The following is a 7862-nucleotide window of genomic DNA, read 5'->3' on the forward strand; positions in this document are numbered from 1 at the left end:
CATGGGATGGTCAATCGTGCCGCCAATTGTAGAGCTGTGGTGAAGACGAGCGACCCCAAAACCCGCGACGCATGGAGAATCCTGCGGCCCAGCGGGACGCGTCAGCGAGCGTCGCGTCGTTTTGACGCGCCGCATCCGATCCGCCACTGTGTCAAACGCCCGATCCCGCGATTGGCATCAGCCGATTCTCGCCAGCGGTCGGGCATCACGCCATGTCGCGGACCACGCGCCACTGACTGACGGCACGTGCTGGGACGTCCCAGCGGGACGCGGGGCTTTGACGCCGGGCAACGAAGCCGCCGTTGATTGCGACCGGCGTTCTCACCAGTTATGCTCAATCCCCCACGCCATCTCGCCCCGCGTCACCACTCTCCTCTCTTCTCGATGAAAAAACGTTCGCCGCGACGCCTTCAACCCCTCGAAGAACGTCGCCTGCTCGCCGGCGACGTCGCCCCGGTTGATTTCGGTTGGGCTCCGCTGGATCAAGTCGCCGCGCACGTTCGCGTCGACGCGACGCTTGGCCAGGTCGGTGGAAACGTGGTCCCGACCCAGGACCGGATGCTGGATCAACTTTTCAACGTCGACAATGAGCACGGCGAGTTTTCATGGGGGGCGGCGGCACGCAGCACACGCGTCGCAGACATCGATGGAGACGGCCGCTCGGACATTGTCAGCCTGTCGTACACCACATTGATGACTCGGCTGCAGCAACCCGACGGTTCGCTGGGGCCGCGGATGTATACGAATCTCGTCGATCTCTCACCGTTAAGTACGTGTGTCAATGAAGACTTTTCCTTGGCCGACACCAATGGCGATGCTGCATCGGAAGTGGTCTTCGCTTGTCTAGATAGCGTCTTTGTGTTGGAGTTTGACGCGCAGCAAGGATTTGACCGCATTCTCTATCAATCGGGTGAGCTTCGTTTCAGTGCCGACATGGCTGCGAGTTCCGACCTGAATGACGACGGGATTGCCGATTTTGTGTTTGTGTCAAACCAGAGGCATAGCGAGACGCGGGTCTTGTTGGGAACGGGCAACGGAACGCTGGTGCCGCAGCAAACGTTGCAAACCAATGATTCATATGTACGACATTTTCACTTGGGGGATGTCGACGATGACGCCAGGGATGACCTCGTTTTCGTGTTCAGCGACAGCGATCAGGTTTGGGTTCAACACGGAAACGGGGACGGCACATTTGGTGGTCTTGAAACGCTGGTCGGTATCGACGGTAACCGGAGTTTTCTTGCGATTGCTGCTGCGGATTTCAATGGCGACGGCGCGACCGATCTAATGACATCCGATTATCACAGGCAGATCAACGTCTGGTACAAAGAATCGTTCGGCTATCGGCTCGAAACGATTGCGATGCCGGACTACGTCGTCGATCTGGCGGTGTCAGAGGCGGAGACCGATGGCGGGCCGCTGGTCTACGTCATGATGCAAAACACCTACGACTTTCCCAGCAAGTGGATCGAATTGCTTCAGATCGTCGATGAATCGTCGGTGAGTCGATTGGACACGATCAGTATTCCGGACGGATCGAGCCTGCGACTGGCCGACATGAACGGCGATTCGATTGACGACGTGTTGATCCAGCACTCGACGGTTGCCAGCGTGTTGGACGTCGATGACTCCCTCTCTTTTTCTCAGCTTCGCAACGTGACGTTGTTCGACAGTCCGTCGCCGATTTCCCATGTCGTCGCAGATTTTGACCGTGATGGCATTGACGACGTCGCCTATTTTCATCGGCATACCGATCATTTTTCAATGATCATGGGGGCGCGTGGTTTGGAAGACCGCGGTCAGATCGATGTGATTCGACACGATCTGCCCGGCAGCCTAGCAATCGGTCATGTGCTGGCAACGGATGACAATCATGACGGTTTCGTGGATCTGCTCGGCGTCCCCGAAGACGGATCGGCGTCGATGGTGCGGATGGCTGGACTCGGAGATGGGACGTTTGCTCTGCCCGAGCATTTGGTTTTCCAGGCCGGCGCGACGCTTGACGGATTTGTTCTCGATGACGTTACAGGCGACGGCAACGTGGACGTGGTGGCGATCACCGAATTGGCCGGCGATGCCCGCTGGCAGGTCTGGCGTGGAGATGGAGGCGGTGATTACGTCTACGATTCGGATCAAACGGTTGTCCCATCGCGGACGCTGTTCGCCTCCGATCGCTTGCTGGACGGTCGATTGTTGAGCGTCCACGCCGACGGCGTCGTACGAAGCACGGAACTGGGGACGAATGGATCGTCCGCGACGACCGAAAATCTGTTCACGATCGATTCACCTGAACAGATACGCCGATTTCTTGCCGTGAATCTGAACGGCGATGGCATCGCCGACGTCGTTGTCAGTCGCAGTGTCTACAATGCTCCCCAAGAGGTTTACGTGAGTGACGGGGCGGGGGGATATGAACTCGTTGAACTGGATCTGGATGGTTATGCCGTACGACTCAGTGCGGGCGATTCGAGCGGAGATGGAGTTGACGAGGTCTTGATCGAAGGCGATCGGAGCACGCTCTTCGTCTACACGTTGCAAGGTGCGATCGCCGCGGACGAGGTGCGCAACGCTGGTCGCTCGCTGGCTTTAAAGTCCGCGGCACGGGTCGACCTCAATGACGATGGTCGACACGACATGATTCATCTTGCGTCGGGTATCAACGTGCGATGGGGACGATCCGGCGACGACGGCAGTTCACTGAAAACGTCTCCGTGGCTTATTCGTGGCAACGTGAATTACTTCGATGTCGATGTTCGCGGCGCTGATGGCGTCGAGTTGTTTGTCAATGCCTGGGTCGACTTCGATCAAGATGGAATCTGGTCCGACTCGGAACAGATTGTCGACGGGGTGCCCGCCAGTGGGTTCGATCGGCAACTCTTCGAATATGATGTTCCCGTCGATGCGGTGTTGGGGAAAACTTGGGCACGCATTCGATTGAGTGACGAAGCAGACGTCGGTGTCGATGGCATGGCGCTCGACGGCGAAGTCGAAGATTACTCGGTCGAGGTCATCGAGTGGGGATTGATGGATTTCGGGGACGCCCCCGCTGATTTTCAAAGTGGTTTTCTTTCCAGCTATCCGAGTCGAATGGCTGATGATGGCGCCCGGCATCTGTCGGGTGGACCGCGTATGTCAGTCCAGGTCGACCCCGATGACGATGCGATGCCCAACCGGTTCGCTTCGTCGGAAGAAATCAACGATGGATATGTCATTCAGACTGATTTTGTCGCCGGCGAGTTCAGTCAATTGGCTATACCGATTCGGGGCGAAGGCGGGTTCGTCAACGCATGGTTGGATCTCAATCGCGATGGTGACTGGGACGATCCGGGCGAGCACATCGTGCGCGGTCATTGGCTGGAACTTCGTCCTTGGGAAAGTGTCGCCGAGCACTCGATCCCCGTATTCATTCCAAAAATATTGGCGGGTCAAGTCACGTATCTGCGGACGCGGGTCAGTTCCGCGCGGGACTTGGGACCGACGGGGCTGGCACCTGACGGAGAAGTCATCGATTCGGGGGTCTTTGTTGGCAATCCAATAACCGCGTCCACGCCGCAGATCGTGATCGGAACCTCTGGTCACACCCTCGCGACCGATGCTGCAGACGGATCCGTTCGTTTCGCGGTTCATCTGAGTCGGGAGCCGGATTCCGATCTCACCGTGCAGATCCATCATGACTTCCCAGACTTTTTTTCGGTGTCCCGTCCGTCGCTGGTGTTCGACACCGACGACTGGAACGATCCTCAATTTGTGACGGTGCAGCAATTTTCCAGTGCGGGAGAGACCGGAGTTGTCGAACTGTCGCTCGTTGCAGTCGATGAAGCCGGACAAACCGTTGATTCGCAAACCGTCGAGATTTACACGGCGCCGTTTCAAGGAAGTCGGTCTTCGGAATCACAGGTGACGCTCGCCGCGGGGGAAACATTGCTTGCCGGACCGCAGTGGACCACCGGGCCATTGGTTTGGGATAACGATGCCTTCAAACGTCAGATTGTTCGTGGGTCGGATCGCGTCATCGTGGGCGGACCGTCACTTTGGCAAAACCCGATCGATCGCTATGACGTCGATCGCTCCGCATTGGTTTCACCGTTGGACGCACTCAATGTCATCAACGAAATCGCACGTCGGGGTGAAGACGGATTAGTGTTGGGAACGCCGAGTGTGTTTCAACAGACAAATCCGATCTTTCACGATGTCTCCGGCGACTCGATGCTCAGTCCGATCGACGCCTTGATGGTGATCAATTTCCTCGGACGTCAAGCGGTCGTTGCCGACGCAGAGTCCGCTCAGGATGGCGACGGTTCGTTGCAATCCTTGAGCCAAGTGCTGATCGATCCGCTCCGTCACCAAACCGGCGAACCCGACGAATCGCCGTGGGCGATCGACCATGCGATCGCAAGTTTGTTTTAGCGGCCGCCGGCCTATTCGATTGAAACGTTCGTGCTTGCGTTTCCCTGGCTGGCCGACGTGGTCAACGCAATGACGCCACACGCCACTGGCTTACGCCGCGTGCTGGAAGGCTCACCCCAGCGAGTCGCCGGAGGTCAGCGCAGTGCCACCTCCGGGAAGCAAGGCCCGAAATTTCATCGACCCCAGGCTCGGGCGCGATTCGCTTCGGCACCCTCCGGGCAACGCTTTGAAACATTTTTTAGCGGTAGGACGCGAGCCCTCCGGTGTTTCGGTAACGATGGTGAACCGGAGGGCTTGCGCCCTGCCGCTAACAAGAAACACTTCGCTGGTGGTCAACGGAGAGCGTAGCGATTGCACCCCTTCTTCCTATCCGCAATGTTCGTACCTTTTTCGGTGGGGTGGCTGCTCAATCGTGTGACGGATGCGGGGATTGGGGCACGCGTTGCGTTTGGAAGGGGCGGCTGAAGCCTGGACACCAACGTTGCGGCTGAAGCTTAGATCTGGGGTGTCGGCAGAAGGTCGCTGGGGGAATGCGTTGACTCGTTGGCCGACTCGACCTGCTGTTGCAGCCGCCGCCGGGTCGCTTCGAATCCGGGCGCGGTGGCGATGGATTTCAACGCCGGGCTGTTGAGAATCCCGTCGTAGTGCGAAAGCAGTTCTCGCAGCTCGGGGGTGTCACCCTGGGCAACCAAGTCGTCGACGCGGTCCGGAGCCAAAAACTCGATCCATGCTTCTCCGTCTTCCATCGCCGACAGACTGGTGATCAGTCGCTGGGAGGCCGACTCGGTCGGCGAAAGACTGCGCGACGCCGGATGCCGCAGCGCTTCCGGGCTGCCTTTGTATAGCCACGGGTTTCGCGGTGACGGAGTTGCGAATTCCACCTGCGGCGTTTGCATCACCAACGGCGGCTTCCGCCGACCCGGGAAATGACTGTCGTATCGGTGCCGCTCGCGAAAGTAGGGATCGTTCAACAGATCCGGTGCTTCAAAGCTGCCGAATCGATAGGGATCGTAGACGTAGTTGTCGAACCGGTAGGGATCAAACGCGCCGGGACGCGGATGGTTGTAATCGGGATAGCTGAACACACCGATGCTGATGCCACCGGTGGAGGTGGGGTACGGCGTCTGATACTTGTTGGGCACGGTGGCACTGGCGTGTCCTCGGGTGGCACGTCCGGAACGCATCCCCCGAGAGCGATTGCCAAACCATTGCGCCTGGGCAAGACCGCAATCGACGAACAGAAACGCGACCAGGATGACGGATAGACGACTCATGGGAACCCCGCAGGTGTACGTTGCAAACATCTGCGGAAGCATAGATCGCTCGTTGCCCGGTCAGAGCGACGATGGAGGCTTGAATGCGTCGATTCATGGTGCTTCGATAGAACCAACGGTCGCCATCGGGGCGACCCAATCTTCGCAAAAAAGATTCAAGAGGAGGTCGGAGCCAACCGACCGTCGAGCAATTGACGGACTTGTGCGGCCAACGCCGCCGGAAGAAACGGCTTTTTCAAACAGGGCACGTCGAGTTGGTCCATCGCCTGATCGGGGCCACCGTCGGCGTGACCGGTCATCAGCAGGATCGGCAAATCCGGCCGCGCCTTGCGGAGCCACTTTAACAACGCCGTCCCGGTCATTCCAGGCATCAGCACGTCTGAAATCACCAGATCGAACTCGCCACCGGTTTCGATCTTGTGTTTGGCATCCAAACCGTCGACGGCGCCGACGACACGGTACCCGTAATGTCGCAACGACCGGCACGCCAGATCTCGGATCGCCTGTTCGTCTTCGACCAACAAGATCGTCTCGCTGCCTTGGGTGGGATCCTGGCCGGCGGATTCGGTGGCCGGCTCGTCACTGTGTTCTTTGGTGGCTGGAAGGAAAATCTTGAACCGCGTCCCGCGACCGGGCTGGCTGTCCACCGAGATCTGGCCGCGGAACTGTCGGACGATGCCGTAGACGATTGCCAGCCCCAGCCCGGTTCCTTGGCCGTGCGGTTTGGTCGTGAAGAAAGGATCAAAGATTCGTTCACAGGTCGCCGCGTCCATACCGTGACCGGTGTCGACAACTTCGATGACGACATAGGGACCGGGAACATCGAGATACAGTTCCGGCAATTGTTCTTCGGTAACGTCCGCGTTGGACGCATGGATGCTCAGCGTTCCGCCATCGGGCATCGCGTGGGAGGCGTTGATCGCCAGATTGACGAAGATCTGTTCCAGTTGGCTGACATCGGCGCGAATGTTGTCAAGACCTTCGGCGACGTGATACTCCACCGCGACCGACGAATCGACGACGCCTTGCAGCAGCGGTTCGATTCCCTCGAGCACCTTGTCCGTCTTGACGATGTCCATCTTGTTCGTCGACGCGCGACTGAAGGTTTGGATCTGGCCGGTCAGGTTTCGTCCGCGTTCGGCGGCGTCCAAGATCATCTGAACGCCTTGATCCACCGCCGGGTCGCCCTTGGCACTGATTCGGACAAACTCGGCGCCGTACATCACGACCGCCAGGAAGTTGTTGAAGTCATGTGCGATGCCACCGGCCATGCGACCGACCGCTTCCATCTTCTTGGTCTCCGAGAGCTGTTGCTGGAGATCGACGAGCGTGGAGATGTCACGAATGATGACTTGATGCCCGGTCTGCTTTCCGCCGGCGTCGGTTCGCGTATTGACCGACACGATCGCGTCAAAGGGTTTCCCATCGAGGGTTTGCATTCGAAAGCGGCTGCCGCGCAGATGATTGGTTTTCCGCAACTCCGTCTCAAACCGATCCGCTTCGTCTTGGTCCACAAACAGCGTCCGCAGATGAGCGGTCGCGTTTTCTTGCTTGCCCAACAGTTCTGTCCCGGCACCGTTGCAACTTTGCAACGTCCCATCATCGGCGAACAAACAAATCGCGTCCTGTGAGTCTTCGAACAGCAGCCGGAATTCCCGCTCGCTGGCGACCACTCGATTGGTCTTGAGGGCGACTTGACGCTCCAGATCGCGAGCCATTTTTCCAACCCTGGCCCAATTGAAGAATGCCAGCAGCGCCAAGGCGAGAATGGACACAAAACCGATGGCCACGACCGGTTTGAACCAGGCTCTCGATTGCAGCGGCACCGGTAGAACGCTGAAGCGGAACACGGCGGGTGTCGGATCGATTTGGCCCACGGCATCCTGAACCCGCACCTGCACGCGGTGTTCGCCCAGCGGCAAGGTCGGAAAGACGATCTCTTCGTCGAGCGTTTCAAAGGGCGTCCAATCATGGTCGTCGACGCGAGTGGAGACACGGAAATACCGTTTCTGTTGCTTCGGTTTGAACCGTTCCAAACCACGGACACGTAACCGCAGCGTTTCGTCTTCACCGAGCGTTTGATCGCCGTCAATGATTTCAGTTTCCGGCGCATCGGAATCGGACCGATAGCGATAGCAACGCGTGCCTACCCCCACCCACAACTCACCCGAGTCTCCCGCG

Annotated in this window: 3 protein-coding genes; 1 reads left to right on the plus strand and 2 read right to left on the minus strand. The window is 58.5% G+C overall.

Annotation, left to right across the window (positions count from 1 at the left end; all coding sequences use genetic code 11):
* Window positions 1-384 precede the first annotated feature (384 nt).
* On the plus strand, window positions 385-4407 hold the full coding sequence (locus ABX749_RS14115; protein WP_372896538.1) for an FG-GAP-like repeat-containing protein: 4023 nt from the start codon (window positions 385-387) through the stop codon (window positions 4405-4407).
* Between the two features lie 494 nt (window positions 4408-4901).
* Here the strand turns inward: ABX749_RS14115 and ABX749_RS14120 are convergent, their stop codons facing one another.
* Window positions 4902-5681, minus strand: a complete 780-nt coding sequence (locus ABX749_RS14120; protein ID WP_372896539.1) for a hypothetical protein — start codon at window positions 5679-5681, stop codon at window positions 4902-4904.
* A 155-nt stretch (window positions 5682-5836) separates the two neighbouring features.
* Window positions 5837-7862, minus strand: a 2026-nt coding sequence (locus tag ABX749_RS14125; protein ID WP_372896540.1) for an ATP-binding protein, incomplete at its 5' end; no start/stop codon positions are given.

The sequence above is a fragment of the Stieleria sp. genome, assembly GCF_041595215.1.
GTDB lineage: Bacteria > Planctomycetota > Planctomycetia > Pirellulales > Pirellulaceae > Stieleria > Stieleria magnilauensis.

What these genes read in the sequence shown, in the direction of transcription:
- ABX749_RS14115 (WP_372896538.1), top strand. Translation starts at nt 385, where the DNA reads ATGAAAAAACGTTCGCCGCGACGCCTTCAACCCCTCGAAGAACGTCGC.
- ABX749_RS14120 (WP_372896539.1), bottom strand. Translation starts at nt 5,681, where the DNA reads ATGAGTCGTCTATCCGTCATCCTGGTCGCGTTTCTGTTCGTCGATTGC.